19 protein-coding genes are annotated in these 26,227 nt (G+C 66.1%); 9 read left to right on the top strand and 10 right to left on the bottom strand.

The window, feature by feature from the left end:
- Nucleotides 1-2 precede the first annotated feature (2 nt).
- Nucleotides 3-860 carry a hypothetical protein gene (locus ACN9MU_RS20920; RefSeq protein ID WP_426162353.1) on the bottom strand — a complete coding sequence of 286 codons (858 nt, stop codon included), beginning with the start codon at nt 858-860 and terminating at the stop codon, nt 3-5.
- A 216-nt stretch (nt 861-1,076) separates the two neighbouring features.
- On the opposite strand from ACN9MU_RS20920, the gene ACN9MU_RS20915 reads away from it, so the two are divergent.
- The 3 genes from ACN9MU_RS20915 (at nt 1,077) to ACN9MU_RS20905 (ending at nt 6,179) form a co-directional block, all read left to right on the top strand.
- Entirely contained in the window at nt 1,077-1,670 is a 594-nt protein-coding gene (locus tag ACN9MU_RS20915; protein WP_426318469.1) for a cysteine hydrolase family protein, read from the top strand.
- Nucleotides 1,671-1,752: 82 nt separating this feature from the next.
- The gene (locus ACN9MU_RS20910; RefSeq protein ID WP_426323813.1) at nt 1,753-2,670 is read left to right on the top strand and encodes an arsenic resistance protein; all 918 of its coding nucleotides are present in this window, start codon (nt 1,753-1,755) and stop codon (nt 2,668-2,670) included.
- A gap of 158 nt (nt 2,671-2,828) precedes the next feature.
- A complete protein-coding gene (locus tag ACN9MU_RS20905) occupies nt 2,829-6,179 on the top strand; it encodes a TcdA/TcdB pore-forming domain-containing protein (RefSeq protein WP_426318468.1) in 3,351 nt (1,116 codons plus the stop codon).
- 262 nt (nt 6,180-6,441) lie between these two features.
- On the opposite strand, the gene ACN9MU_RS20900 is transcribed toward ACN9MU_RS20905, so the two are convergent.
- Nucleotides 6,442-7,668 (bottom strand): PrpF domain-containing protein, encoded by a 1,227-nt coding sequence (locus ACN9MU_RS20900; protein ID WP_426162350.1) that lies wholly within the window; start codon nt 7,666-7,668, stop codon nt 6,442-6,444.
- Between the two features lie 128 nt (nt 7,669-7,796).
- A complete protein-coding gene (locus ACN9MU_RS20895) occupies nt 7,797-9,095 on the bottom strand; it encodes an SGNH/GDSL hydrolase family protein (protein ID WP_426162349.1) in 1,299 nt (432 codons plus the stop codon).
- Between the two features lie 227 nt (nt 9,096-9,322).
- Here ACN9MU_RS20895 and ACN9MU_RS20890 point away from each other — a divergent pair, with 227 nt between their 5' ends.
- The 5 genes from ACN9MU_RS20890 (at nt 9,323) to ACN9MU_RS20870 (ending at nt 19,609) form a co-directional block, all read left to right on the top strand.
- A complete protein-coding gene (locus tag ACN9MU_RS20890) occupies nt 9,323-12,364 on the top strand; it encodes an ATP-binding protein (protein WP_426162347.1) in 3,042 nt (1,013 codons plus the stop codon).
- A 96-nt stretch (nt 12,365-12,460) separates the two neighbouring features.
- Entirely contained in the window at nt 12,461-13,144 is a 684-nt protein-coding gene (locus ACN9MU_RS20885) for a response regulator (protein ID WP_426162346.1), read from the top strand.
- A gap of 125 nt (nt 13,145-13,269) precedes the next feature.
- Complete coding sequence (locus ACN9MU_RS20880; RefSeq protein WP_426318465.1) at nt 13,270-13,674, top strand: type III secretion system chaperone; 405 nt, start codon at nt 13,270-13,272, stop codon at nt 13,672-13,674.
- A 10-nt stretch (nt 13,675-13,684) separates the two neighbouring features.
- Entirely contained in the window at nt 13,685-14,620 is a 936-nt protein-coding gene (gene bla / locus ACN9MU_RS20875; protein WP_426162343.1) for a class A beta-lactamase, read from the top strand.
- Nucleotides 14,621-14,728: 108 nt separating this feature from the next.
- The gene (locus tag ACN9MU_RS20870; RefSeq protein WP_426343407.1) at nt 14,729-19,609 is read left to right on the top strand and encodes a hypothetical protein; all 4,881 of its coding nucleotides are present in this window, start codon (nt 14,729-14,731) and stop codon (nt 19,607-19,609) included.
- A 9-nt stretch (nt 19,610-19,618) separates the two neighbouring features.
- Here the strand turns inward: ACN9MU_RS20870 and ACN9MU_RS20865 are convergent, their stop codons facing one another.
- Nucleotides 19,619-20,392: an AraC family transcriptional regulator gene (locus ACN9MU_RS20865; protein WP_426318463.1), complete on the bottom strand. Its 774-nt coding sequence runs from the start codon at nt 20,390-20,392 to the stop codon at nt 19,619-19,621.
- A 98-nt stretch (nt 20,393-20,490) separates the two neighbouring features.
- On the opposite strand from ACN9MU_RS20865, the gene ACN9MU_RS20860 reads away from it, so the two are divergent.
- The gene (locus ACN9MU_RS20860) at nt 20,491-20,742 is read left to right on the top strand and encodes a hypothetical protein (protein ID WP_426162340.1); all 252 of its coding nucleotides are present in this window, start codon (nt 20,491-20,493) and stop codon (nt 20,740-20,742) included.
- Between the two features lie 3 nt (nt 20,743-20,745).
- Here ACN9MU_RS20860 and ACN9MU_RS20855 read toward each other — a convergent pair whose 3' ends face one another.
- The 6 genes from ACN9MU_RS20855 to ACN9MU_RS20830 form a co-directional block, all read right to left on the bottom strand.
- The gene (locus tag ACN9MU_RS20855; RefSeq protein WP_426318462.1) at nt 20,746-22,245 is read right to left on the bottom strand and encodes a DUF535 family protein; all 1,500 of its coding nucleotides are present in this window, start codon (nt 22,243-22,245) and stop codon (nt 20,746-20,748) included.
- Nucleotides 22,242-22,580 carry a hypothetical protein gene (locus ACN9MU_RS20850; RefSeq protein ID WP_426162338.1) on the bottom strand — a complete coding sequence of 113 codons (339 nt, stop codon included), beginning with the start codon at nt 22,578-22,580 and terminating at the stop codon, nt 22,242-22,244. The genes ACN9MU_RS20855 and ACN9MU_RS20850 overlap by 4 nt, the downstream gene beginning before the upstream one ends.
- Before the next feature lie 64 nt (nt 22,581-22,644).
- Nucleotides 22,645-23,232, bottom strand: coding sequence for an RNA polymerase sigma factor (locus tag ACN9MU_RS20845; protein ID WP_426162337.1), 588 nt, complete (start codon nt 23,230-23,232; stop codon nt 22,645-22,647).
- 260 nt (nt 23,233-23,492) lie between these two features.
- Nucleotides 23,493-23,879 (bottom strand): hypothetical protein, encoded by a 387-nt coding sequence (locus ACN9MU_RS20840; protein WP_426162336.1) that lies wholly within the window; start codon nt 23,877-23,879, stop codon nt 23,493-23,495.
- Between the two features lie 74 nt (nt 23,880-23,953).
- Entirely contained in the window at nt 23,954-25,315 is a 1,362-nt protein-coding gene (locus tag ACN9MU_RS20835) for a FliI/YscN family ATPase (RefSeq protein ID WP_426343406.1), read from the bottom strand.
- Nucleotides 25,309-26,226 carry an FHA domain-containing protein gene (locus ACN9MU_RS20830; protein ID WP_426343405.1) on the bottom strand — a complete coding sequence of 306 codons (918 nt, stop codon included), beginning with the start codon at nt 26,224-26,226 and terminating at the stop codon, nt 25,309-25,311. Before ACN9MU_RS20830 ends, ACN9MU_RS20835 begins: the two co-directional genes overlap by 7 nt.
- Between the last annotated feature and the right edge of the window lies 1 nt (nt 26,227).

The raw sequence follows: 26,227 nt of genomic DNA, 5'->3' as shown, positions 1-26,227 counted from the left end.
GCTTACTGCTTGGGCACCGCACCGGCCAACATGCGCAGGTTGCTGCCGCCGCTTGCGGCGAAGATCAGGCTGCGCACCTTGTCGTGGGGCAGGGTGACCAGGGCGGCGAAGCCATTCAGGTCGAGCGATTCGGAAGCGTCGCCCTGCACGCAGCCCATGCCGGGCGTATCCGATTTGGCCGTTACCGAAAATCGGTAGATGTTCTTGGACGGATCCAGCACCCGGATGTAGCCATCCAGGTTGCAGCCCAACAACTTGCCGATCACCTTGCCTTGGGCGTCGATCGACAGGCGCGGTGTGGTGGCCGTGTCGTAGCCTTGGTAGCCGGGCAGTGTACGCGCCGTGGGCGAGTAGTTGCCTCGCACCTCCGCGAGACTGGCGGGACGGTTGTTGTCGGCACTGTAAGTCATCGCATAACTGCCGTATGGTGCGCCGGCGACATAGCGGTCCGCCAGGTCGAAGGTGGCGGACAGGGTGTTCGCGGCGTCGGCGTGGCCGCTCATGACGGCATGCACGAAGTGGAGCGGAGCGACGACGCTTGCGCCGCCGATGTCGCCATCGTTGAGCTTGAGGAAACCGCTATAGGTGCCAAGATAATTGTCCTCGCCAACGCCGTCGGCGAAATAGAACTCGGTTTCGGCATCGTTGTTCTGGCCGTGCAGCAGCGCAAAGGCCGGCTTGCCATCGGCATTGGTGCCGAACCAGATGCCGTCGGCCAGGCGTTGCGAACCGCTCGGCTTGAAGGCGGGAGCCGGGGTCAGGCTGGACGTGCTAGCGCCGGCATGAGTGCCGCCGCCACCGCAGGCGAGCAGGGTGGCGCACAGGGGCAGCAAGGCGGCAATTTTCAGTTTATGGTTCATGGAACAGTTTCCTGGTCTGATCGAATTATTCGGCAAGGGCCTTGCCGATCCGGTCCGCAGTATGTGGCTACTCAGCACTAATAACTTCCCAAGGGCAATTTCTAGGACGATTGCACCCCGCCTCTCGGAATTGGTCCGGGAAATGAGGCGGTCCCTCTGCCGCGGGGCGCCCGAGCGTTAGCATCGCAGCCACATTTCTCGCTCAAGGACAGTCTCATGAACGATTCCAAGCCCTTATTCCTGACAGTCGATTTCATTAACGACCTGGTGCACCCGGACGGCAAGATGGCCGGCTGCGCGCCAATGGTCATGGCGTGCGGCGTGATCGCGCGCAGCAACGAAGCGCTGCATTGGGCGCGGGCGCAGGGTTTTCACATCGGCCACGTCAAGGTTGCCCTGGTAGCCGGCACGAGCACCACGCTCGGTTCGTGGTCGATGTTCGGCAAGGCCGACCAGATCGGTGCGCTGCAGCTGGGTGGATGGGGCACCGCCTTCCACCAGGAACTCGACGTGCATCCGGACGAGCTGGTGATCGTCAAGCCGCGCGTCAGCGCCTTTTACGGCACGCCGCTCGAATCACTGCTGCGCACCAAGAACATCAGGCAACTGGTGCTGGCCGGCGTTTCGACGTGCCACGCCATTGACCTGACTGCGCGCGAGGGGCATGACCGCGACCTGCGGGTGACCGTGTTGTCCGATTGCTGCGCGGCGCGCAGCCTGGACCAGCACCGCGCCACCTTGTCCGGTGCGCTGTCGCAGGTGGCGCAAGTGCGCACGCTGGACGAAGTGCGCGCCTGCATGAAGGACTGAAGCGGTGGACAGCGCCGCGTCGGCTTGCCAGGTATTGCGCGCGGCGCTGGAGCGCCACCAGATCGCCTGCTACTTCGGCGCCATGCTGTTGGGCGCACTGGGGGCCTACTGTTTGCCGCACAGTGCGGCATGGGCGCAGGCGATCGAGCCTTGCCTGGCATTGATGCTGACGCTCACTTTCCTGCAAGTTCCGTTGGGACAGCTGGGGCGGGCGCTGCGACAGGGGCGTTTCCTGGCCGCCTTGCTGGCGGTGAATTTCGTCGGCATCCCGCTCCTGGTGGTGTTCCTGCTGCACTGGCTGCCGCAGGTGCCCTTGTTGCGCCTGGGCGTGCTGCTGGTGCTGCTGGCGCCCTGCATCGATTACGTTGTGACCTTTTCCCACCTTGGCCGGGCCGACGCGCGCCTGCTGTTGGCGGCAACCCCGTTGTTGCTGCTGGCGCAGATGGCGCTGTTGCCGTTATACCTGCGGCTGTTTCTAGGCCAGGCCGAAGCGGACTTGGTACGGCCCACCGCATTCCTGCACGCGTTCGGCACCATGATCCTGCTGCCGCTGACCCTGGCAGCTTTGCTGCAATACTGGGCCGCATCGTCGCGCGCAGGCCGGCACGTCGCCGGCGGCCTGACCAGCCTGACGGTGCCCGCCACGGCGCTGGTGCTGTGGCTGATGATGGTGGCTATGCTGCCGCAACTTGGCGCCGCGGCGGCGGCGGTGCTGCAGGTGTTGCCGGTGTACCTGGCCTTCGCGCTGGCGGCGCCGCTGCTGGGCTGGTGTGCCGGCCGCTGTCTGGGCCTGGCGCCGACCGCGGGCCGCGCCGTCGCATTCAGTGCGGCGACCCGTAATTCGCTGGTGGTGTTGCCGCTGGCGCTGGCCGTGCCGGGCGCCGTTCCCATCCTGCCGGCCGTCATCGTGGCCCAGACCTGCGTCGAACTGGTCTTCCAACTGCTCTACATCCGCATGCTGCCCGTCCTCGGCGCCGCGACGCCCACCGCACGCCTCTGAGTGCGGGTCGCGTGATTCCGTCCGAAATTGCACCGTCGATGCGCTGCCTCGTTAGCGAAAGGCTAGCCTGAAGCCGGTTCCCAACCCGGTTCGGACTGCTGTCAGGCAGCGGCCTGGCCCCGTTGGCTGTTGAACGTTGTCACGTCAAGGAGAGATAAATGGGTTCATTTAACGCAGAAGAGCGACAAGCGATGGCCGTGCTGGAAGCACGCAAGCAAGCGCGTGCCTTGCGGCAGGGCCTGGCCGTGTTGATGAAACAGCAGGGCCTGGAGCGAAGTGAATGGGTGCCGATGCTGGGCAGCTACGACACGGCCAGCGGTCAGGTCAGTTTCATGAAACGCAACGATCCGAGCAAGTTGCTCACCTGTAAAGTCGGGGCTGTCCCCTTGCGGCAGGCGCTGGCCTACACGCGCGAGCTGACCAATGCCATCCAAAGCAAGTTCAAGGTCGAGGACGGCGAGCTGCAACCGCAGAGCGGCGGTGCGCCGGCGCCCGGGTCGCAAGAGCTGGCGCTGGGCGGCGCGTACGCCGCGATGCTCGACGAAGCGCTGGAGGCGCAGGTGCAGGTCGGCGAGCAGGCGGAGCTGGGCGAAGTCGTACGCCAGTCGCTACAAGCGGAGACCTTTGTCAAGGTCGCCGAACAGGTCGATTACTCGGTGGTGGGCCTGCAGCGCCTGAACGCCTTTGCTGGAGCGCTCAATGAAGCGATGAAGTTCGAAAAAGTCGCGTTGATAACCGAAAACATGTCAAGCATTCTCGGTGCGGCCGGCGTGGTGCTGAAAGGGGGGCTGGCATTCGAAGACGCCATCGAACTGGCCAAAGCCCAGTCGCCGGACGCGCAGATGGTGGCTGGCACCAAGCTCACCAATGACCTGCTGGGCACCGGGCTCGAAGTGGCGAGCGTGGTCGCCGAGATCGCCGGTGCGGAAGCCGTGGCTGGCGCGCTCGGTGGCGTGGGGCTGGCCGCTGCGGCCGTCGGCTGGTATGTCGCCGGGCTGGTCGAAGCGATCGAGCAAGGCAACGAACGCGCCAGCAAGACCAAGGAATACTTCGACATCCTGAACGCAGGCTACCACCACGCCGGTTATGGGCTGGACAAGGAGGGGAGGGCGTTGATTCCGCAATACGGGGTGCCGATCGGTACGCTCGACCTGGAGCACAACACCGTCTCCTTCGGCAAGTTCGACATGCTGCAGTACAAGGAGGGGCGGCGCGGGATGGGCGGTTCGGCCGCGGGCGGCTGGGAGGCTACGCTGGAACCGTTTGACGATGGCCGCACCTTCGAAATCCACGCAGGGCTGGGCGTGAAGCACACCATAGCGCTGCCGGAGCAGCGCGACCTGGTGCTGTTGCCCTTCATGCCGGCGGCCAGAGCGAAGATGGTGCATGGCGTGCAAACCGTGGGGCTGGGTCCCGTGATACGCGGCATGGACGGCAAACTCGACGATAGGGGCAACCCGATCAGTTTCAAGACCTATATCAAGAGCGAGGATGAGCTGACCGGAATCGATCTCACGTTCGAATCGACCACGGTCGACGTGCTCCTGGGCCAGGCCAGCAAGACCCTGGTGATGCCAAATATGGCACGCTCCCAGATCAAGGATGGCCATGGCACCAACTGGGACATGCAGTACCGCATGCGGGGCAAAGGTGGAAAATACGCCTTGGCCTTGAGTGCTTACGGTAGCGTCACCCTGCAGGAAAATGGCGACAGCAAGTCGACCTGGCTGCTGGACGCCGGCGCCAAGGGCCTGGGCGATGCGATCGCGTTCCAGGGCGACCATCTGGCCATCGGCGGCGCGCAGGTCTGGATCGACCGCCCGGCGAACACCAAGGTGTGCGTGCAAAAGGCGGACAGTACGCTGTACAAGGTCGACGCGCAGGCCAGGAAGATCGAGCTGGGCGGTGTCGCCGCGGGGTGGATCGAAGCGCACGCCAAGACCTTGCTGACCTCATTGGCGCAGTTGGCGAAGGAGCAGGGGGCGGACAAGCTGGAGGTGATCGGCTATCCGGGCCCTGGCGGGCAGGCCTTGGAAGGCTGCTTCAGCGCCAAGAGCGGCTACCTGGTATGCCGGGCGGAGCCGGGGGCCAGTCTGGTGCGCAACGCGCACAATGGCGCAGGAATTCTGCTGGTCGATGCAAGCTGGGTCAAGGCGCACCAGGGCAATCTGCTGGGCGCGCTGGGTGCGCTGGCCGGCAGTTTCGGCTGTAGCACCGTCGAAGTACTGGGCATTCCCGCGCAGGGTATGACTTTGCCCGGCGGGCGCTATGACCGCGTCTCCGGTGAATTGCTGGGCCGTGCGGCCGACGGGGTGCTGTACCGCGTCGCAGGCGATCTGAGCCGGCGGGTGCTCGGCGTCGATGCCAGCTGGAGCGCGGCACACCGGGCCACTCTGCCGCAGGACTTGGCCAATCTGAGCATGGAGGCGAGCGCCGGCATTCTCAGCGTGGCCGGCATCCAAAGCGCGGACGGCGGCATCAGCCCGGGCTGGTACGACGTCGGCCGCCACCTGCTGGTGGCGGGCAACACGCCGGGCAAGCGGCCGGATTACCTGGGGATCATGGGCGGCAAGGTTTGGCTGTTCGACCCTTCGATGGGCAAGCTTTACAGCCACAAGCTGGACGCCCGCTACGACAGCGCGCCCGATTGCTTTGAAATCGCCGACCCGTTGAGCGGCCCGCCCGACATCAAAGGATGGGTCAAGTCGGCATCGATCAGCGGCGACGGCTTCGTCATCGAGACTGGCGATGGCCGCATCCTGTCGTTGCGCCCCGGCGGTGGCAAGCCGCGCTTGCTGGGCCTGAAGGGGGAGATGGCGGATTCGGTGGTTCGGCAAAAGGGCGGTTACTCGGACGACCTGGCCAGGATTTATGAACACGACACATTCGTTCCGATCGAGGATGGCGCGGGCAAGGGATGGGTGCGGCTGCAACCCGAGCACTACGGCGACGAATATAAGGTGTATCGCCCGGCGGATCTTCCGGAGGACCGGCAGGCAAGCTTTACGGTGCTGGGCAAGATGTCGAACGGCATCGTCGTGTTCGAACGTACCGCCACCGGCAAGTGTCTCATGCGTGGCGTCGGAGATGGCACGGTGATAGGCATCCTCTCCAGCGGCGTGAACGAGGTGGACGACGTCATGCGCGTCGGCAGCACCTTGGTGATCCGACATTCGGGCCAAGCCAAGAGCGACAGGATCGCGTCCCAGGTGCGCCTCATCGTCGATGGTCTGACGCAAGTGGACATCATCGATGTGAGCAAAGGCGAGGTGTTGCGCGTGCACCCGCGCAACCAACACGGGGCGGATGAACATCTGCCTTGGACAGAGACCAGTACAGCGCCGGCGCATACGTCGCTGCGCATGATGGACACGGGGCTGCTGAAGCAGGAAATGAGCAGTTTTGCGCGTGAAGGGGCGGCCGGCCAGCGCGCCATTGTCACGCCGCAAGCGCCTGGACTCCTGGCCGGGCCGGGCGCGCTGCCGCACCCAGCCGGCGGACCGGCGTAAGAAAAGAACCGCTGACGGCGCTGGCCTTGCGGCATGGTTGGCGCCAACGCCGGTGTTGGCCGCCATACCTTGGGCATCTGCGCGGCACGACGGAAAGCGGTCGGGGCGCTGCGGCTGGCTGCAAGGGACGATCATCCATGTTCTTCCCTGTCGTCCGCCGCAGCCGATTTCGCTGGCGGCCTGTCGCGCAATGCGGCGACCGAGAACTTCACGAGCCGGACTGTCGCATCATGAAGCACGCCGCTTTGCGCCGCGCAGTCGCCTAAGCGCCATAGCACGCGAGCAGCGCGGGCGATGCCTGCGGCAGCGGCACGTGGCCTCGCATCAGAACCTGGGCGCTGCGGCGGTAGGCGGCGCGCACGATGTCAAGTTGGCCGTCGACCATACGCGTATCCAGTAGGGTCGTCAAGATACCGGCCGGATTCTCGATGTGCACGCTATGCAGGCCAGGGTCGCCGACTGGCACGCCGCGCGGCAGGGCCAGAGCGTGGGCCACTGTCCCAGGAACCAGACAGGCGGCGGCCAGGCAGCAGCCGCCAGAGACCGCCAGCGCCGCGTGCGCCCGCTGCGGCGTAAAGTAGCGGGCCGCGATGTCGCCGCCTTCGCGCGGGGCCGACACCAGGCAGACCTTCGGCATGGTTTCGCTGGCGGCCAGACGGGCTGCGCTCAGCAGCGCGCCGTCGTCGCCGCGCAGGCGCATGCGCAGGCCGGCCTCGGTCCACAGAACGCGTAGGCGGGCTTTGAAGTCGCTGTCTGCGTCCAGTTCGGCCGGCGTTTCATCGCCGCGTTTGCCCAGTTCGGAGGCCGCCACGATCACCATTGGCACCGCCACGTCGACACAGCTGACGGTGACGCCGAAAATGGTGTCGCGCGCGCGGCCAGTGGGCAGCAGGGCGCCGGTCTTGGCCCCGGCGGGGTGATGCAGGTGCAGGTCGACGCCAGGGTGGTAACCCATCACGCCGGGAATTGCCACCTGCGCAAGTCGGCCGCCGACGCGCTGCAACTGGGCGCTCAGTGCACTGTCCGTATTGCGGTTTTGGATCGCGATGCGCAGGTCGCCGTTCTCGGGGCCGGCCGGCAGCAGGCCGCTGTCGAGCGCGAACAGCGGCAGGGCGGCCGACATATTGCCGCAATTGACGCTCCAGTCGATGGCGCTGCGGCCCGGGGCCAGTTGCGCCAGGGTGCTGGTGATCTCGCGTGAGTGCGCGTCGACCTCGACCAGGAAAACTTTGTTGCTGGTCGGGGTGCCGCGCCCCAGGCCGGTCAGTTGGCGGTCGCCCGGGACATCGTGGTGCAAGGGAACGCCCATGATCAGGCGGATCAGTTCGTCGCGCAGGGGGCCGGCCGGCGGCAGCTGGGGCTGCCACAGCACGGCGCCGGTGGAGGTGCCGCCGCGCATGGCGTAGACAGGGAATTGCAGCACGCCGTCCAGCATGCAGGGCCGCAAGTGCTGCAGCATAGGGTGGGGGAAGCTCGGGTAATCGTGCATTGTCGGATTCGGCTTGGGAAAGGGTTCGGCGCCGGGCGCCAGGCAGGTGGGCGTGATGCTAGCCCCGGCAGGGGCGTGCCGCCGGCATGGTGCTGCTTTCTCGGACCGATGCACCCCGGCGCAGGTCTTCAGCGCAGTCCCGGCAGCATGGCCTTCACCTGTTGCCCCAAGCGTTCGGCCAGCAGGCGGTGAGTCTGCGTGGTCGGGTGCAGGGTATCCCAGAACAGGAAGGTGTGCGGGTCGCGGCAGCTGGCGCGGGTGCGCTGCCGCAGCATGTAATCGAGCGAGGAGCTGCGGTTGATCTCCAGACAGGAGTCCGTGACGTTGGCGAACTGGTAGCGTGCCGGATTGGCAAAGACGTCGTTGAACAAGGCGTAGGCATCATACAACTGGAGATTGAGGTCGGTATGCCGGCTGCGCAGACGTTGGACCAGTGCCGCCAGTCTGGCGTTGTAGTCGCGGACCTGGGCGGCGATACGGGTGGCATCGCCGCGGTATTTGAAGACCGGTGCGCGCGAGACGTCGGGCAGGTTGAGCAGCAAGATGTGCCGGGCGCCCGCGTCGACCATTTCGGCCAGCGCTTGCGTGACGTTGGCGCTCACCTGGTCGACGCTGCGGCCATAAGTGAGCAAGTCGTTGCCGCCGATCCAGACCGTAAACAGGGTATGTTCTGCGCGATAGCCGCTGGCTTCCTGCATATATTGGCGCCACGAACGGACCTGCTGCAGCAGCCCCGGCACTACCAGGTGGGCGGTATCGCCGGCGGCGCCACCGACGGCCCAGTTATACAGAGGCAGGCCGAGGTGCCGGGCCAGATACTCCGTCCAGACTTGCTCGTTGCTGAACCGTCCCAGGTACCAGCTCTGGCTGTTCGGCAGCCGCCACAGCGAAGCGTTGTACATATTCTGCGTATCGGACAGGCTGTCGCCGAAGGCAATGAGTTTGTTGATCGCACCGGCCGGCGTAGGCACGTCGTTGCTCCAGATGGTGTGGTTGAACGACAGCGCGTTGTTGGCGGCCGCAAACATCGCCAGCGGCCGGTCGATGCCGGCGTGCTCCAGGGTGCTGCGGCAAGTTTCCGCCAGCGCTTCCTGCGTGGCGTCGCTATAGAACATATTGCGCCATTGAAGGGGACTGGCCGACCACCAGTAGCCCTCGACCCGGTAATACTCGCCATCGGCCTCGCGCGCCCAGGCATAGCTGGTGGCGGGGCGGCGGGCGTCGTCGTCGACCCGGAAGAAGCAGCGCAGATAGGTCTGGGTGGTGGCGCCCGGCGCTGTCTCGCATTCCGAGCGGGATCGGCCGAGCAGCTGTTCTTCGCTCAGCGGTCCGTCTGGAGAATAGCAGGCGCCGAGGCCGGGGTCGGGCGCGGCGCTGGCTACCTGACTGAGGCAATAGAACAGGGCGGGAATGATGAAATTCTTCAAGATGTGGCTCCGTGAAGCAAGGACCCGGTGCGTGACCGGGCGGGGGGCGGGGGGTTAATTGGTCCTAGTTGCGGCGGCAGGATATTGTTCAGTCGTAAAGTTATTTGCGCGGCCGTGTAAAAATCGGACTGATTCACCTGTGCCGGACGGCTCTGGGGACATGTTGGCAGTCCGGAAAAGTGTGTCTATCGTGTATGATTATTTTCATCCTTGACACAGCCCCAGACATGCGCACCGTTTCCACCGCCTTGACCCTTGCCCTGCTGTTGTGCGCCACCTTGCTGCTGGGCGGGGGGCGCGCCCACGCGGCGCGCCAGGCCGAGCCTGCCGCGGCGGTGCTGCACGTGGGCTGGTTCAACGCCGGCGGACATTACCTGTTGAACTATGCCGATGCCTCCGGCATGCACCAGGGCTTGACGCCGGATACTCTGCGCGCAGTACTGGCTGGCCGGCGCATCGTCCCCAGCTACCACCACTACGATAGCTATGCCGCCGCCGAGCAAGCCTTGCGCAGCGGCGAGATCAATGTCCTGCTCGACATGTTGTGGACTCCGCAGCGCCAGCGCGACTTCTGGCTGTCCGCTGCCTACGCCAACTTGCCGGTAGGGGTGGTGCAGGCGCGCTCGGCAGCCTCCATCGACAAGCTGTCCGCGCTGGACGGCTTGCGGGTAGCCGTGATAGGCGATGCCTGGCGCGACCACCTGCTGCAGGCCGCGCCGCAAGCGCAGGCGGTGGCGGTTGCTACTCCGCGAGAAGGGGTGCTGGCGGTGGACGAGGGACGCGCCGATGCCTATCTGGGGTTCTACTTCGCCGGCCTGACCGAAGTCCAGCGCGGCGGCATGGGCACTTTGGAGGCGCACCAGCTGGCCCTGGCCAACCGCTCGGTGCACTTCATGGCGCGGCACGACGATAAGGCCACCATTGCACTGCTGGCCGGTGGGTTGAGCGCAATGACCACGCAGGAGCGCAACGATATCCGCGTGCGCTGGCTCGATGCTCTGCAAACGGCCAGCCAGCACGCGCTGGCTTTCAGCGCCGATGAGCGCGCTTGGTTGGAAGCCCACCCGGCGCTGAAAGTCGGCATTCCCGGTTTTACCAGCCCATACGACTACCTGGACGACGAACAAAATTGGCATGGCCCGGGCGCCGAATTGCTGCGCCGATTCAGCCTGAGCGCCGGGATCCGGCTGGAACCGATCCTGCTCTCGCGCTACGAAGCGCCACACGAGGCGCTGCAGCGCGGCGTGATCGACGTCACGCCGTCCTATACGGTGGGCACCGGTGACGGTGCCATCCTGGAAACGAAACCGTATACCCATGAACCGTGGGGCTGGGTGCGCAAACTTGACGATACCGCTGCCGTACGGCGGGTGGCAGCAGTCACTTGGCGCCTGCGCGGCATCAAGACTGCGCCCGGCCTGCAGGAGTATGACATCGTGCCGGTGGCCAGCACGGCCGAGGCGCTGGCGGCCATTGTGGCGGGGCGTGCCGACGCCGCCTATGTCAACCTGTTCGTTGCAAACGACCTGATCAGCCAGTACTACCAAGGGCGCTTGCAAGTGGCGGCAGAGCAGTCCGGCGCGGAATTCCTGAGTTTTGGGCTGCCTGCTGGCAATGCCGTGCTGCGCGATATGCTGAATCGCGCCATCGCCCGCTACCGGCCGGGCGAACTGGAACGGCTGGCGCACGGCAGCCGCCAGACCGTGCTGTCGGTGGGCTACGACAAACAGAGCGTGTGGCGCACGGCGCTACTGATTGCCTGCCTGGTGCTGGTCGTGCTGGCCGGCCTGGGCTGGACCATTCACCGCATCCGCGCCGCCGGACGTGCGGCCGAACTGGCGCGCAAGGATGCCATTGCCGCGCGCCAGCAGGCGGAGGCGGCGGACCGTGCCAAGTCGGTATTCCTGGCCACCATGAGCCACGAAATCCGTACCCCGATGAATGGCGTGATCGGCGTCATCGACCTGTTGCAGGACAGCGGACTCGACCCGCAACAGCGCCGCTACCTGAACGTGGCAGAGCAGTCGGCGCGGCTGCTGCTGCGCGTACTGAACGATGTGCTCGATTACTCGAAAATCGAAGCTGGCGCGCTGACCCTGGAGCAGGCGCCGTTCGATATGTATATGGTGGCCGACCATATCGCGGTGCTGTTCCGGCCACTGGCAATCGAGAAGGAACTCGATTTCGGGGTGGCCGTCATGCCCCACTTCGACCGCTTGGTGCTGGGCGACGCGGTACGCCTGACCCAGGTGACGGCCAATCTAGTCAGCAACGCAATCCGCTTCACCGCACACGGCGCGGTGACGGTTGAAATGCGCAACCTGCTGCGCCACGGCCGCCCGCACTTGCAATTGCGGGTATCCGATAGCGGCTGCGGTATGTCGCCTGAGTTCCAGCAACGCCTGTTCACCCCCTTCCACCAGGAAGAGCGTCCGGGCGCCGCCAGCCGCAGCGGGACTGGGCTCGGGCTATCGATTGTCAAGGAACTGGCCGACATGATGGGTGGCACGGTGGTGGTCGAGAGCGCCCCCGGTGCCGGTACCACGGTGCTGGTCATGCTGCCGCTGACCTGGGGTGAAGCGGCACCGCCGTGGCCCAGCCTGGCAGGGCGCAGCGCGCATGTGGCGCTGGATTCGCCGCCGCTGCGGCGCGCGGTGCAGGCCTGGACACGCAAGATGGGCATGGCTGGCGCGCCGGCGGCGACGGCGACGCTGCAGGTGAGCGATGCCGGCAGCGCGGGCTGGCTACTGGCAGTCCCTGGGCAGGCACCCACCACGGTATTCACCCGCAGCGACTTTGTGCGCGAGGCTGAACGCTTGCTGGGCGGCCTGCCGGCCAGGCCACGGCCCAAACCCAAGGCGCCGGCCCCCATCGCACTGGCAGCCGACGTGCTGCTATGCGAGGACCATGACATCAACCGCGACATCATGGCCCGCCAGCTGGACAAGCTCGGCTTTGTGGTGCGCAGCGCCATCGATGGCGAAGACGGGCTGCGGCAGTGGCGGCAGCGGCAGCCGCGCATCGTGCTGGCCGACTGCCAGATGCCCAGGCTGGACGGTTATGGCCTGGCGCGCGCGATCCGTGCCGAGGAGGCGAAGCGCGGCCTGCCGCGTACGCTGATCATCGCCGTCAGCGCCAGCGCTTCGAAGAGCGACGGCGACAACTGCCTGGCGGCGGGCATGGACGATTACCTGCCCAAGCCGATGACGCGGCAGATGCTGGCCGACTGCCTGCTGCGCTGGGGCATCGCGCCCGTGCAGCAAGAATAACGTTCGAATGTGTCGGCAGACTGTTTGCCGGCAGTAAAATTGACCGAGCCAGCCCTACGCCAGCGTTGCGGTCGCTAATCATTAATGGAGTACTTTATGTTAACGAGGCAATATCTGCTTTCTTCCCGCCCCATGCATACGATGCATATCGCCGTGCTGGACGACCATCCGGTGATCGCACTGGGGACGGCAGCCTACCTGCGCAGCCAGAGCGATTTCAAGGTGGAAGTGGAGGAAACGTCGGGAGATGCCTTTGCTGCCATGCTGGCCAAACAACCATGCGACGCAGCGGTGCTGGATTTCTACCTGCCCGAGGCCACGACAGACGGCTTCCACTTCCTGAAGCGCATCCGTCGCCTGTTTCCCGACTTGATCATCGTGACCTTCTCCGCCGGCAAGGCGAGCGAGATTGAGTATGCGGCCTTCCGCGCCGGCGCCAACGCCTTCGTGCCCAAATCGGCGCCGCTGGAACTGCTAGGCGAAGCGATCCGCATGGCGGCCACCCTGCCGCATTCGTTCTTTGCCGTGCGCGGCGGCCGCATCGACAAAGTCCAGCCGCTTAGCGCGGATGAGCAATTGACCGCTTCCGAAGTGGAAGTCCTGCGCCACATCGCCAATGGCCTGTCGGTGACCCAGGTGGCCGAGCGCCTGAGCCGCAGCAAGAAGACGGTCAGCACGCACAAGCGTAGCGCGATGACCAAGCTGGGTCTGGCGGATGACTTGTCGCTGGCGCTCTATCTGAAGGAAAAATTCGATCAGGGGCACCACGATGCCCTGTAAGCCCCGCCCAGGGTAATTCGGTCCGAAATCCCGCGTCGGGCGGCCGGCGCGCGGCACTCTGCTTCTATTATTTCTTATCAGTAATGCCGCTTCGGCGAATTGCAACAGGAATAAGGATGGCAGAAATGAACGAAGACTTCCATGTGCGGCAATGCGTCCGCGCGCTGGGCGCCAAGAACGGCATCACTGGGTGGGATCTCGATGGCGATGGTTCCTCGGGATTGCGGCTGCGCGACGGCAGCGAAATCTATCTACGCTATGCGCCGGCCGCGCACCGGCTGTACGTGTATGCCGTGCTGGCCCCCCTGTCGTCCAACCGTCGGCCTGAGATTGCCTTGAGCCTCTTACAGAACAATTGCCTTGAAGAGGGCTCGGAAGGCGGGGTACTGTCGGTATCGGATCGCCTGGCGGCATTTGTCTACCATGTGGCGCTGCCGTCCGACCACATCACCGTCGGAAAGTTGGAGCATGAGATCAACGCTTTCCTGGTCAAGCGTCGGCGCATGGCGCAGCTGGTGGCGACGCGCTAAGGGGCTTGCCATGAACCGAACCGCAATATCCCCTGGCGCGGGCCGCAGTTCGCGCCATGCCGTCGACAGCGGCCGCCGAGCCTTGCTGAGAGCTGCTGCGCTGGCGCCGCTACTGTCCTTGCCGGCCTGGGCGCACGATGCCGGCGTGCCCCGTGCGCGCTATCGCCTGGCTGACCTGGAACGCTCCTTCGATGGCCGCCTCGGCCTCTGCGCCATCGATACGGCGGACGGCGCGCGCTTGACCTATCGCGCGCACCAGCCTTTTCCCGTGTGCAGCACCTTCAAAGTGCTGCTGGCGGCGGCGGTCCTTGAACGCGACATCCATGCTCCGGCTCTGCTGGCGCGCCGCATCCATTACGGGGCGGCGGACATGGTGGCCTATGCGCCGATCACGCAGCATCATCTGGCCGATGGCATGACGGTGGGCGAACTGGTCGACGCGTTGCTGCGCTACAGCGACAATGTGGCGGCCAACCTGCTGATGCGCCTGATCGGCGGTCCGGCCGCCGTGACTGCCTATGCGCATGGCATCGGCAATCAATCGTTCCGGCTTGACAGCTGGGAACCCAACCTGAATGCCGCCCCGGACGGCCCGCGCGACACGGCGACGCCGGAAGCGATGGCGCACTGCCTGCAGCAGTTGGTCCTGGGCGAAGAGTTGCCGTCGCCGCAACGCATGCAATTACGGGCTGGATTGACCGGCAGCGTCACCGGCGCCTCGTTGATACGCGCCGGCGTACCGCCCGGCTGGCTGGTGGGGGACAAGTCCGGTGCCAGTGCCGCCTTCGGTACGCGCAACGATATCGCCGTCCTGTGGCCGAGCGAGGGCGCCCCGGTGGTCCTGGCGGTGTACACCACGCGTCACGCGCGCGACGCTACCATGCGCGACGATGTGGTGGCCGCCGCAAGCCGCATTGCCACCGAGTGGATACGCGAGCGGCGCTAGCCGGACGGCCTTTCCCTTGGTCCGAGATTCTCCGCCGCCGCCGCCGCCGCGCCGGAGCGCCCCTACCATACTGCCTCCGACAACTCTGCATTGACTGCGAGGCACGCAATGAATAACCACTCGGTAATCGGCCGGACTGCTGGCGCATTCAGTTGCGTCAATTACGTGAAGGGTATCGGCTCGATCGCCAGTTATCTTCACGCTGCCAAGCAGGTGGCCGCTGTTATGGTCGGGGCACCCCTGCGCGCCAACGCCAAGGTGCCCGACGCCGGCGCGCCGGGTGGCGCTTCCGCAACCGAAGGTGGTATCAACGGCGCCACTGCTATTGGCGCGCCAGACGTGCTGCGATCGCCCATGGACGATCCGGTGCCCCTGCATCGCCTGCGCACAGGCGAGGCGAGGGCGACCTCCAGCTGGATCACGGTCAACCCGAACGATTATCCGCGCGACCTCGGCGAATTCACCGACGTGGTGCTGCAAAACCTGGCGGAAGAGGGCGTTCCGGCCCGGCATCTGGAGCAACTACGCCAGCGCGAGGGCCTGTGGCGCGAAATACATGGCCAAGTGAATCGGGGGGAACTGCGCACCGATGGGGCGCGCCTACTGCTGGGCGCGACGTCGGAACTGGAGAATCAGGCTTTTCTGAACGATCAGGGCATCTACCAGCACTTGCCCACCCCAAAGCGTATCCGTCTGAAGGCAGTGGTCCTGTATTTGGGGCAGGTGCTGGCGCAGTACCAGCGCCCGCTTGACGCCTACAGGCGTCCAATCACGGGCTATCCGACCTTGAACGGCGGCGACGACGCGGAGCAGTTTGCCAATCAGGTGATCGGCCATGCAGGCTCCTGCGGTGGCAAGGCGGCCATTCAAGGCTCCAAGCGGGCGCACGAGCAAATCTGCGACGTGGCCCCGAGTGAGGCCGCCAAGAGGCTATGTCGAGACCAACTGGGCAGGCGCGCAATCGGTACGAATTCTCGGCGCGAACAGGCTGCGGCCGATCTGGCAAGTAAAGAGGCCATGAAGAACTTCAATGCGCTGCGTAATGCGTTCGACGCGACGGTTCCCGTCGGTACGCGGCATCCGGCCCGCGACGCCGGCCAGACTGCCGCGATCTTGCTGGGGGCGACTGGTTCGGACAGCGCCGCATATGCCGGATGTTTGCAAAAGCAGATGCCGAAACAATTCGATCCGCCGGCGCAGGACGCGCCACCGGTGCCCTCCGCCGCGCAGCAGGGGGCCGGTGCGATGACGCCTGCCATGCCCCAGAATCAGGATGTGGAGCCCATGGACACGAGTACCGGGGCAATGCTGGCTGCAGTTGGCAGCGCTGCGGGCGCGGTGGACTTCGTGCTCGATACCTTGATCCGCACCGTCACTTTGCAGGGCAATGCCGCCGCTGCCACCCCCATTCCGCAAACCACCACGCCGGCCTACCTGGCGGAGGAAGTGCAGGAGGACAGCCGTTACGTCAGTGCGTTGGCCCGTTCGCTGCGCGGCTGGGTCGACTACAGCAAAGCCAACCAGAGCGTCAACGCCTATCATGCGCTGCACGGTGTGTTTCAGCATTATGGCGAGGAGGTGCCGGAAGAGTTCACGCGAACTTTCGACATCACGCTGCTTGAGGATGAGGAGCGGCTGGACGAAGCCGCCGTACTGTACCATCAGTTGCGCAATCCCGGTCCCGATGCCGAAGCCGCGATGCCGCGCTCCGAACAATTGCGCACGCGCCTGCTGGACGACCTGCGCACAGAATACGTCGTTTTGCATGCGCTGGAACAGTTGCTGGCATCGCCGCGCAATATTTCGGCGCCGTCGCCATATTTCACTGGCTTTGCGATCGCGGACGCGTACAACAAGACTTTCGACCAGGTACTGCAATCGCCCAGGGTGTCGATCGACACCGGCTTCCGTGCTTTGTCAGCGGCGCGCCAGCGCGAACTGCTGGAGGCGAAGTTCGCGGACGTGGGCGAAAGCACGCAATTCGAAATCGGCACGGCGCGGCAGTCCGTAGCCAGTACCCTGATCCGTATGGCCCGCTATCGGGACCAGCCGGTACCGGGCCCATTCGCCTCGAACCAGGAACTGGCGCGCGCTTACGTGGAAGCTGAGCAGCAGTGGGCCGCCGACAACAGCAGTTTTCCCTTGCACCCGCGCCTGCAATTCTCGGAGCACATGGCCGCCGCGAGTGGCGTTGAAGTGATGAGCACGGCGGAGCTGAAGGCGCGCTACGACGCGATCCTGGCGATGGCGCAAGGCCACATCTTGTCGTATCCGCCCGAGGAGCGCAACTCGAATAGCGCCCTGGACCCGGAATCCTGGGTGACGAGCGTCGCTGCCAGGTACAACCGGGGAGGCGCGAGGTGGGACCAGCAACCCGCTGAGAGGCAGCGCAAAGCCATCCAAGCGGTGCTGAACGGCTTGCGCGCCATGTGTGAGCGCTCCGAGGAACCGGGATTTGGGGTACGCGCAAAGCACGTCGTCTATGACTTCGCAGCCAAGGTTAAGCAAGCTGGCCTGTTGAGCGAAGTGGTGGTGGGCGATACGCCGATGGAAAAGGCTTTCGCTGTGGTGGAGTATGGCACCGAACGACTGTATGCAGCCCTGAGTGATCCGCCGCGCTTCGACCGCCAGGCCGCCGCCCTCAAGATACTGCAAGAAGAGTTCCGCCTGGATCCGGAGTATGCCAGGAATACCGGCTTGCTGGAGAAGTTCATGCAGTGCGTCGACCAGCCGCTGCTTGACGGCAGTAAAATGTGGATCGGTACACGATTTGTCAAGCCCATTGACTTTTTGCAGCCAGCCGTCACGGCATACAACGAACGCTTGCTGAGCGATCCCTGGGTGCGCGCCAAGGCCAAGGAAAACCTGCGTCTGCGCGGGGCGCCGATGCGCGACGTCGACATTGAGCTGGAAATGCGTAGCGTGGCCGAGCCGTATAAGGCTGAAAGCGAGTACCACAAGCAGTTAATAACCATGTTGAACGTCGAATTGGGCAGTATTCCGATCGTCGGTGGGATATGGGGCATTTACCAAGGCTGGCAGCATGGAGACAAGATCGAGATGCTGATGGGCTTTCTAAATCTGCTCGAAGGCTCGGCCGGCGACTTGCGCAGCCTCAGCCTGAAGCTGCTCAAGCCTGGGATGGGGCAAGCCTTGTCCGATTTCAAGCGCATTACGGGCAAGCTCGGCGTGCAGGATGTCCCGCGGATTGACGACGTGCCATTTAAATTCAAGGCGCCGACGCCAGGCGACCTGCTGCCGGAGGCGCATATCGCCAGCACCATCAACTTCAAGGTGCGCGACGGGAACGTGCCGCGCGACTTGCGGCCGCTAGCCGCGCGTGTGCGCAGTGGCGAACGCGGTGTGACCTGGAAGGGACACGAAGTGATCCTGATCGAGAACGAGGACCGGGTGGTGCCGGTGAAAAACCGTGGCGGCGCCTATCAGGAGCTGGACTGGCAGACCGAACACCCGGTCAAGAATGGCAAGCTGATCCACCAGGACCCGACGTCACGCGGCTACCGCAACGACCAGCAACTGGCGGGCGGGATGCCCCTGCCGGGCCATTCCGGCCGGAAAAAGACCAGCGACGGCACACGGGTCGCGAACAGGGAGACAGTGGTCGCCGTGAAGGAGCTATTAAAACCCGCCAACGACCGCAGCCGGCAGAATTTCAACACTTTGTTCGAGCGGAATTTCGCTGTGTTCGACCTCGGGAACTGCATGACGAGCTGGGAGCTGCCGGGCCAGCCCGGCAGCGGCATGCAAGGCTTCAGGCAGTTCATGGAGCAGCTATACGACCGCAGCGAAACTTTCCGTCGCATCATGAATCACTTTGACGCCCATGGCCGCCGCGTAGACCGGCGCTTATGGAAAATCCATTTCGGCGGCCGTGTTCAAACTACGCACGCGATTAATCCGAGAACCGATCATCAAGCGCGCGCAATCGATATCCCGGCGACGATGGTGCACGCCTACACGGCCGCGAATGACGTGCCGACTTATACCAAGGAGAACGCGGTGGTGCACGAACTGATCCACGCCCTGTTGTTGGGAAAAGACCCCAATTTGCCGGACCAGACCGTGAACGCTCGGCCTGTCGTGCCCACCGACACCGGCAGCCCATCGTTCCTGGCCGACCGCATTCTGTTCGAAATGGGCAAGGACGTGCCGGAACGGGTGACGTACGCCGACTTCAGGCGGGGGGCGGCGGACCCGCGCGTGCCGGTGGCGGCGAACGATGCGCAACTGGATTCCTACCATATCGACAAAATGCTGAACCGCCACCGCTTGCCACCGACTGCGGACACCGTTGTGTTGGAACAGCGCCTTGCCGAACGCCCGACCGTCACGCAATGGCAGCAGTTGCAGCAGGCGCAGCGGCAGCCACCGGCCAGGCCAAGCGCGACCTTGCGCGCCGGCCGGCGCCTGGATGCGTTGCGCGAACGCTTCGAGCTGCCGGACGGCGCCGCCCCGCGAGCCTTCGAGAGCGTGTGCAAGCGTTTGCTGAAGAGTCGGACCTTCCGCAACCTGCTGGAACGTATGCCCGAGCGCGCCGAGGGCAAATGGCAGTTCGTGTTCGACGAGGCGACGGCCCAGGCGGACTTGCCGGCCGGCCAGGCCTGGGCCGGCGCCGCCGACCGCACCACCGGCAAGCTGTACGTGTTCGACGATCATTCGCAGTACCTGGAACAGCAGGGCTTGCGCGATACCGAGTTTGAACGCAAGGTCACCACTGCCTTCGTCAATGCCATGACTGAAATGGAAGCCCCGGCCCAGCCGTTGAAGAGCCGTGGCGGCAAGGTGAAACTGGTCGACGAGATCCTGCATGAGGCCGGCTATCACCATCCCACGCAATTGGTGGCGGTGCGCGCGCGCTCCAACGATTTGGCGTCGCAGCGGGAGGTGACGGCGGAATTGATCAAGGCACGCCGGGCGGTGCTGGTGGAAGAGGACTATCTCAAACTGCAGCGGCAACAGGCGGCCTGAGCGCGCCCCTCAGGCAATCGCCGCCAAGGCGGCATATTGCCCCGGCGTCGTGCCATACACGCGCCGGAACAGGGCGATAAAGGCGCTGACATTGTCGTAGCCAAGGTCCAGCGCCACGGCGGTCACGGACTGGCGCGCCGCCAGCATCTCCAGTGCGCGCAGCAGCCTGGCGCGCTGGCGCCAGGCACTGAAACTGAACCCAGTTTCGGCCACGAAGCGGCGCGTCAGCGTGCGCGGCGTGATGGCGGCCCAGGCCGCCCATTCTCCGATGCGGCGCGGATCGGCCGGATCTTCCGCCAACGCCTGCGCAATCTTCAGCAGGCGCGGTTCGCGCGGCATGGACAGGCCGCCGGGCGCGGCTGGAGGGGCGCTGATTTCGTCGATGATGACGGCCCCCAGGCGCGCCTGGGCCGCATCGGGCACGTTGCCGCGCCAGCACATGGCGCGCGCCAGCGCTTCGCGCAGCAGGCCAGAAACGGCCAGGATGCGCGTTTCGCGCGGCAGCGCGGCGCAAGCTGAGGGCGCCACATACAAACTCCAGGCCGCGTCCCGCGCACGCACCGCGTGCGCTATTCCGGGCGGTATCCAGACCGCGCAGTTGGCTGGCACCAGCCAATGGCCGCCGCCAGCCTCCACCGCCAGCGGGCCGCTGGCGGCACCCACCAGCTGTCCGCGTGCATGGCGGTGCCAGCGGCGCTCGCGTTGGCGGTGCGCCACGGCAAATAGTGGCGGTTGATCGGTGTCAGACCCGGCGTCGGCGCCAAGCAAGGAGAAGCTCGTCATGATTGGCGGAAATGAGCTAGCAATTGGCGCCAGCGGCGTAGCGCTGGGGGCGCCGGGTGGTTACAGTAATGGCTCCTATCACTTCGGAGATCTCCCATATGCAAGCAAAAGACATGCTGCCCGATCATTTGAACGAGCGCGATTTCGAGGGCGTCATCGTGCGCAAAGGCACGGTCGGCGCGTTTATTGTCAGTGCCAGGACCTGGCTCGATGCGGATGCGGCGCCCGCCGATCGCGCGATTGCCGAGCAGGACATTGTGGCCGCCGTACCGGCGCTGCGCGCGCTTGGCGTGCTGGAGGTGTTGACGGTGCGCGATCCGCATTTACGCCGGCTGGTCGAAGGCGAATGAGCGTCACCGCACGTCGCGGCTAGCGTTCGGGCCGAGCCGGGCCAACACGGCGCGGCTGGCGGCCTGCAGTAAATCCTGGCCGCACTGCGTGAGCGTGCCGTCTGGCGTTCCATGCAGCGCTAACGTCAGGCAGGGAAGGCTGAAGTCGCCGTCTGGGCGCCGTTCGGCGCCCAGTGCCAGCCATAGCCGGTCGCAGCGGCGGTGTGGAACCCGCCAGCGCCGCGGGCGGTTGCTGTCGCTGACCAGCAGCAGGCGGCTGCAACCCAGGGCGTGCCCGAGCTGGCGCAGCAGGCGCAACAGCAAATCCCTGGGATGCAGTCCATGCAGCTCATGCGCCAGTAGCGGCGCGCTTTCGCCGCATGCATCCAGCACCCCCCCGATCCCCAGTTCGATGCGGCCATCGTCGGGTACGAAGCAGAAGGCCATAGCGTACAAAGGTTGCGCGTCCCGATACAGGTAGAGCAGCTGTTCTCCGTGGGGTGCCAGCGGCGCAGCGGCGCCCAGCTTGACGCAAAAGGTTGCGCCGCCGCGACCGGGCAGGTGCGCCAGTTCCAGCGGCTGGCGCGCCGCCGCCGCCAGCTGACCACCCCAGCCTCGCTGCAGGACGAAGCGGTAGTGGCTGCACAGGGCCGCCACCCGTCGCGGGCGGCTCAAGCGCAGGCTGAACCAGGGCAGGCAAGGCTTGTGCGCCAGCGCCGGTTGCGCGTGCAGCAGGTCGCGCAGCGCACTGTCGCTGTTCAGCAGTGCCAGCCAGCGGCGTGCCAGGCGGGGCGCAGGCAGCGCGCGCAGGCGCAAGCCGAGCGTGGTGTGCCGGCGTGCCGGCGGCGCGGCGCCAAGCAGCGGTGGCACGCGCCGGCCGTGCAGGGCGTTCGCAGCCAGCAGACAGGCTGCTAACCAGCCCAGGCCTTCGGCCATTGCCGCCAGTACATCGGAGGGATAATGGGCGCCCAGGTAGACGCGGCTGGCTGCTACCAGCACCACCGGCGGCGCGGCCAGCAGTACGATCGCCGCGCGGCGCCATTGGCCGCGGGTGCGCGACAGGAGCCAGGCGGCGCCCAGGGCGTACAGCATGGTGGCGAGGGCGGTGTGCCCGCTTGGGAAGCTGAAGCCGGTGGCGAGCTGACCAGACTGCAGCGTGTCGAACAGCGGCCGGGGGCGCGCCACGACCTGCTTGAGCAACAGGTTCAGGAGCATCAGCCCTGGCAGGCCGCATGCCAGGATCAGCAGCCAAAGGCGGGCGCGCGCCCGGATCATGCAGTAGGCCAGCAGCGTAGCCAGGACCAGAATCCCGGCCACGCTGTGCAGCAGGCTGATCAGGTGCATGGTGTGGGTCAGCCAACCGGTGGCGTGCTTTGCGCACCAATGCGAAAGGCGATGATCCCAGTGCAGCAGGGCGGCGTTGCCGGCGACTGCATGGGCCAATGCGCCAAGCAGCGCCAACGCGGTCAACAATAGGGCCCAGCAGGCGTGCCGTCCTGCGGGGCGCGGTTGACAGCCGTTCATTGCAGCGCCGGCAGCTGCGTGCCGGAGATGGCGTTGCGCGCCTGCACCGCGGCCAAGCTGGGGCGCCGCGACAGCAGGACCGTGCAACGCAAGGCGCGCGCCTGCGCCTGCAGCTCACCGGAGTCGCGTGCGTCGGCGCCGCCGCTGTGGGGGGCGATGCTGGCCTCGGGATACAGGGCCGACCATAGCGCGGCCGTTTCGGCGGCCGCGCTCGCGCGCGGAACGCTGCCTGCCGAGGGCTGGGCCAAGCGATGCAGCAAAACGCTGTGGCCAGAGCACAGGGCGCCGGCCAGCAGGAAGGGCCACAGGGTGGTGGTGGGGCGTTTGATGTCCATAAGCGCTGCATCTTAGGCACCTGGCGCGGCGGCACGGCCCGCTGCCGCGCAGTTTAGGACCGAATTACTCGCTCCAGGCTTGCTGTGCCCCGAACTCCATCTGACGGCGCAGCAGCATGCGGGCACGATTGACGCGAGAACGGATGGTACCGATCGGTACAAGCAGCTGTTCGGCAGCCTGGATATAGCTGCATTCGTCCAGGCACACCAGTTCCAGCGTGTGGCGCAGCCGCGGCGGTAGTTCGCGCGTGGCTTCCTCCAGGCGCCTGGCCAGCTGACGGAAATGTGTCACTTCCTCGGGCGAGGGGGTGCTGTCGTCGGGCGTTGCGCTACGCTCGCTGCCGTCCTGCCACATGTCCAGGCTTTCGGTACGTTCCGACTGCCGCACTTGGCGCGCCACATGATGGCGCGCCACGTTGGCCAGCACGCCGAAGAACCAGGTCTGCACCGACGCGCCGCGCAGGTCGTGATGGCTGCAGCGTAGCGCCTCGAGCAGGGCTTGCTGGATGATGTCGTCCTGCTGGTCCTGTGAGCGTTCGAAGCGCCACAGGAAGCGGCGCAGCGGGCTGGACGAGCTGGTGGCGGTGCGGGAGAGTTGGCCAAGGTAGGCCAGCATTTGCTGTTGTTGTTTGCTGTCAGGCGTTGGATTCATTGCTGCCTTTTTCCAGAGGAGCGGCGCCCCACGGGCACCAGCAGAAAATTAGAGCATGGGTATCTCGACCGCCTTGAGCGTTTGGCCATCTATCGGACCGGTTCCATAGCGTTCGGTCTTAGTTGGTCGCAGCGCGCGAATCGGAGGCGCCGCCGCGTGCTGTAGCCAATACTCGCGACAGCATGCAACTGCTGCGCTTTGCGCCTTGTCCTGCAAGGCATCCGCGCGTGCTTCGCTCGCGCCACTCCCGTTCCAGTCCGTTAGTCCGCCGTACGCAGCTGTTCGAGCAGTTGCGTGAACTTCTCGCGGCGAGCCTCCAACTGCCGGCGTTGCTGTTGTGCCAGTTGCAGCTCGCGCCGCGCCTGGTCGATGGCGGCGTGCTGGGCGTGCACGGCATCGCGCCGCCGCGCCAGGCCGGCCAGCAGCGCCGCTTCCTCTTGCCGCCAGCACTGCAGCGCAGCGATGGAGAGCGGCTGCGCAGCTGCGGCCGCCGTCTGCGCTGCGCGCCGCAGCTGCAGCGTGTCGGCCGCCTGCGCCAGGGCTTGCTGCCGTGCCAGCAGTGCGGTTTCGGCGGCCGCCAGCGCTTGCCGGGCCTGCCCGACTAGGCCGTCCGCCGCCAAGCGGCGCAGCAACTGCAAGTGTTCCATGGCCTGCACGCGGGCCAGGTCGGGGTTGGGTGGGGGAGGCTCCGGCTCCACCTCGTGCGGAAAGCGGCGCGCGCTCACAGGCTCGCCAGGCGCAGCAATTGTTCGATGCTGGCGTCCCAGGTGGCACCCTGGCGCGTGTCCTGGCGCAGGAAGGCGATCACTTCCGGATGGGCGCGTACCACCTTGTCAAGCTCCGGATCGGCACCGCTGCGGTATTCGCCCAGCCGGATCAGCAGTTCGACTTCACGGTAGCTGGATAACACATGGCGCAAACGAGCCGCAGCCTTGCGCTGCTCCGGCGCCACAATATTCGACATGACGCGGCTCAGGCTGGGCAGGACGTCAACCGCCGGATAGTGACCCTGTTCGGCCAGCTTGCGCGAGAGCAGGATATGGCCATCGAGCAGCGAGACGGCTTCCTCGCTGATCGGGTCGGCCTTCAGTTCGCCGTCCAGCAGCACCGTGTAGAGCGCCGTCAGCGCGCCCTGGCTGGTGTTGCCGGCCCGTTCGAGCAGACGCGGCAGCATGGCATAGACCGAGGGCGGATAACCGGCGCGGGCCGGCGCTTCGCCCGCCGCCAGACCGATTTCGCGCTGGGCGCGGGCCAAGCGGGTCAGCGAATCGACCATCAGCAGCACATTCATGCCGCGCGCGCGCATGCCTTCGGCGATGGCGGTGGCGGTGAAGGCCGCGCGCACGCGCTCCAGCGCTGGACGGTCCGACGTGGCGCACACGATCACGGTGCGCGCCAGCAATTCTGGGTCGAGTTCGTGCTCGGTGAATTCGCGCACTTCGCGCCCGCGCTCACCGATCAGGGCCAGCACCAGCACATCGATCGCGCTGCCGCGGCCGATGGCCGCCATCAGCGTGGTCTTGCCGCAGCCGGGCGGCGCGAAGATGCCGACGCGCTGGCCACGGCCCAGGGTCAGCAGGGTGTCGATGCTGCGCACGCCAGTGGCGAACACTTCGCGGATGCGCGGCCTTTCGGTCGGCGCGGGCGCTTCGGCCATGACGGTGCGCCAGGCCATGCCGGGCGCGTCGCCGTCGGGCGGCTGCTGGCCGTCAAGCGGCAGGCCATAGCCGTCGAGCACCCGGCCCAGCAGATCCGGCCCGGCCGCCACGCGGTGCGTGCGGCGCAGCGGCCGGATCTGCCAGGACGGGCCCAGTCCGTCCAGCGTATCGAGCAGCGAGAGCAAGGCGGCGTGCTCATTGAAGCCGACGACTTCGGCGCGCCGCGTGCGGCCGGGCGCCGATGGGTGGAACAGTTCGCATTGTTCGCCGATGCTGGCGTTGGGCACGCTGCCTTCGACCAATGCGCCGAGCACGCGCTGTACCCGGCCCAGGCCGCTAACCAAGGTGACGCCGGCGAATGCCTGCTGCGCGGCGGCCAGCAGGCCGTTGCCAGCCTGGCGCCAGTGGCTATGCCGTTTCACCATGGCAGTTCCAGTTGGCGCTTGCCGTCGAACAGCAGCTTGCCGGGCCGGATCGCTTGCAGCCGGTAGCCGGCCATGCTGGTGCCTTCGTACATCACGGTGCCATCGGCAAGCGTGATGTGGGGCGCACTGCCGGTGACGATTTCGCGCACATCGAAGGGCAGTGCGCGCTGCAGCGGTGTGAGGGCGACGTCGATGCGCACCCGTGTACCAAAGCGCTGCCGCAAGCTGGCCAGCGCGCTGTCGAAGCGGCGTGATTCGTCGGCATCGAGCTCGGCCGAGAGCGTCAGGTGGCCGGTTTCGTAGACAATGCCCACCAGTTTGGACAAGTCGCGCTCGCTCAGAACCCGTTCAGTTTGGCGCGCGATCTCGTCGGCTTCGGCTGGCACCGCGGCCGCCGCTGGCGCCGCGGCCGCGCTGGGCGGCTGGGCGGACGGACTGCGTAGCACGCACCAGGCCAGCACCAGCAGCAACAGCGCGAGCGCGGTCACGGCCGGCAGGGCCAGCGGCCGGCGCCGGCCGGGCCTTGCCGCCTCCGGCACCGGCGGCGCGGACGGCTGCAGCACGGCCGTTTCCCATGGTGCGTCGGCTGGACTGAGCATGAGCCATGCCTGGCCGATGCGGAACGGAAGACCGGGCGCCAGCGCGCTGCCAGCATGCAGCGGCCGGCCTGCCAGGTCGGCGACATCGGCGCCGGAACCCGGCTCGGCCAGCCATTGGCCGTCCACCCAGCGCAAGCTCAGGTGCTGCGGTGCGACGTCGGGGTCGAGCAAGATGACGTCGCATGCGGTATCGCTGCCCACGACGACGGCTTCCTCCGTCAGCGGCAAGGCGGCGCCGGCATGCAAGCCGGACAGCACGCGCAGCTCCAGGCCGGCAGGCGCCGCGATGTTGCCCTCAATGGTTTCGTCCATG

It is taken from the genome of Pseudoduganella sp. R-32 (assembly GCF_049913245.1).
In the GTDB taxonomy this organism is placed as follows: domain Bacteria; phylum Pseudomonadota; class Gammaproteobacteria; order Burkholderiales; family Burkholderiaceae_D; genus Rugamonas.
The sequence above is the reverse complement of the archived record's forward strand: the minus strand, read 5'-3'. Positions and strand labels throughout refer to the sequence as shown.

Excerpts from the sequence above, each read along its gene's own strand:
- ACN9MU_RS20840 (WP_426162336.1), bottom strand. The coding sequence starts at position 23,879 with ATGGAACACTTGCAGTTGCTGCGCCGCTTGGCGGCGGACGGCCTAGTC.
- ACN9MU_RS20830 (WP_426343405.1), bottom strand. The coding sequence starts at position 26,226 with ATGGACGAAACCATTGAGGGCAACATCGCGGCGCCTGCCGGCCTGGAG.
- ACN9MU_RS20850 (WP_426162338.1), bottom strand. The coding sequence starts at position 22,580 with ATGGACATCAAACGCCCCACCACCACCCTGTGGCCCTTCCTGCTGGCC.
- ACN9MU_RS20855 (WP_426318462.1), bottom strand. The coding sequence starts at position 22,245 with ATGAACGGCTGTCAACCGCGCCCCGCAGGACGGCACGCCTGCTGGGCC.
- ACN9MU_RS20890 (WP_426162347.1), top strand. The coding sequence starts at position 9,323 with ATGCGCACCGTTTCCACCGCCTTGACCCTTGCCCTGCTGTTGTGCGCC.
- ACN9MU_RS20905 (WP_426318468.1), top strand. The coding sequence starts at position 2,829 with ATGGGTTCATTTAACGCAGAAGAGCGACAAGCGATGGCCGTGCTGGAA.
- ACN9MU_RS20865 (WP_426318463.1), bottom strand. The coding sequence starts at position 20,392 with ATGACGAGCTTCTCCTTGCTTGGCGCCGACGCCGGGTCTGACACCGAT.
- ACN9MU_RS20920 (WP_426162353.1), bottom strand. The coding sequence starts at position 860 with ATGAACCATAAACTGAAAATTGCCGCCTTGCTGCCCCTGTGCGCCACC.
- ACN9MU_RS20910 (WP_426323813.1), top strand. The coding sequence starts at position 1,753 with ATGCTGTTGGGCGCACTGGGGGCCTACTGTTTGCCGCACAGTGCGGCA.
- ACN9MU_RS20870 (WP_426343407.1), top strand. The coding sequence starts at position 14,729 with ATGAATAACCACTCGGTAATCGGCCGGACTGCTGGCGCATTCAGTTGC.
- ACN9MU_RS20860 (WP_426162340.1), top strand. The coding sequence starts at position 20,491 with ATGCAAGCAAAAGACATGCTGCCCGATCATTTGAACGAGCGCGATTTC.
- ACN9MU_RS20835 (WP_426343406.1), bottom strand. The coding sequence starts at position 25,315 with ATGGTGAAACGGCATAGCCACTGGCGCCAGGCTGGCAACGGCCTGCTG.
- bla (WP_426162343.1), top strand. The coding sequence starts at position 13,685 with ATGAACCGAACCGCAATATCCCCTGGCGCGGGCCGCAGTTCGCGCCAT.
- ACN9MU_RS20885 (WP_426162346.1), top strand. The coding sequence starts at position 12,461 with ATGTTAACGAGGCAATATCTGCTTTCTTCCCGCCCCATGCATACGATG.
- ACN9MU_RS20900 (WP_426162350.1), bottom strand. The coding sequence starts at position 7,668 with ATGCACGATTACCCGAGCTTCCCCCACCCTATGCTGCAGCACTTGCGG.
- ACN9MU_RS20915 (WP_426318469.1), top strand. The coding sequence starts at position 1,077 with ATGAACGATTCCAAGCCCTTATTCCTGACAGTCGATTTCATTAACGAC.
- ACN9MU_RS20880 (WP_426318465.1), top strand. The coding sequence starts at position 13,270 with ATGAACGAAGACTTCCATGTGCGGCAATGCGTCCGCGCGCTGGGCGCC.
- ACN9MU_RS20845 (WP_426162337.1), bottom strand. The coding sequence starts at position 23,232 with ATGAATCCAACGCCTGACAGCAAACAACAACAGCAAATGCTGGCCTAC.